1 protein-coding gene is annotated in these 1,060 nt (G+C 71.3%); it reads left to right on the plus strand.

Annotated elements, in window-relative coordinates:
- Nucleotides 1-146 precede the first annotated feature (146 nt).
- Nucleotides 147-1,060: hypothetical protein (locus tag ACFUJR_RS39385; protein ID WP_383451327.1), on the plus strand; the 914-nt coding region annotated here is incomplete at its 3' end.

Here is a 1,060-nt window from a genome sequence, read left to right on the forward strand (position 1 = left end):
CGCCCACTGGGCCCGCCTCGTCCACCGCGCCGGGTCAGAGTGCGGCGGGCAGGCCGCCGTCCATCGACACGGTCGTCAGCGGGAAGAATGCCGGTGACGCGCAGGGTGCCAGGGTCGGGGCTGCCACGAGCACGAACGCTCCCGAGGTGACCTCGCCGGTGTCCCGGGCGGGCGGACGGCCGCAGGACCTGACCGTCACAGCAAGCGCGTCCACTCTGCCGGAGTTCACGGTTGTTCCGGAGGGGGGTCTGGCGGAGGGTACGTCCGCCGAGGTCGGCTTCGTGAGCGAGGGCGGGCAGGGTCTGGGGGGGCGGGCCGGCAGCGGGAATGACCGGGGTGGGGAGGGTGACTGGCTGGATCAGGCGTTGGGTGATTTGCGGCCGGTGCCGGAGGGGGAGCCGCTGTCCGCGGGGCGGGACTTGCTGGACAGCGTGGCTCTGGAGGCGTTTAGGGCGAGTATGGAGGCGTTCCCGGAGCTGCCCGACTCGGTCAAGGACCTCCAGCTCGTGGAGGTGCTGGAGAGTCTTTCCCCGGCGCAGAAGATCAAGCTGGGCGTGCTTTTGGGGGAGCACGGTGTGGCGGATGCTCCGGCGATGGTGGAGAGCGGTGCGCTTCGCGAGCTGCTGTGGCCTCAGCTGGGCACTCTGCGCAATCCGGGTGAGTTTTCGGTGGGTGCGGGTTTTGGCGATGAGGCGCTGGCGGCGCGGGTGGAGGCGCTGCGCGACGGGGAACGTCCCCAGGACGTGGAGGGTGAGTACGGCCCTTTGCCGGAGGGGGAGTTGGAGGCGCTGCTGGACCAGGCGCCGGGGGTGCCGGACGATGTCCCGTCCGATCCGGGGTCGGTTCGTGCCGCTGAGGCGGAGGCGAAGGCGCTGCGGCTGGGGATGTCGCGTGAGGAGGCAGGGCGGTACACCGAGCGGTATGAGACGGCTCTGGCGAAGGGTGATGCGGAGGCGGCCGGAGCGATCGCCCAGGCGCGTGATGCTCATGTCGCCACGCTGGAGCGTGCTTATGGCGAGCTGATGCAGCGGCTGGGCCCGGACGCGGTGGCCAGGGCCGG

It is taken from the genome of Streptomyces sp. NPDC057271 (assembly GCF_042668715.1).
Classification (GTDB): domain Bacteria; phylum Actinomycetota; class Actinomycetes; order Streptomycetales; family Streptomycetaceae; genus Streptomyces.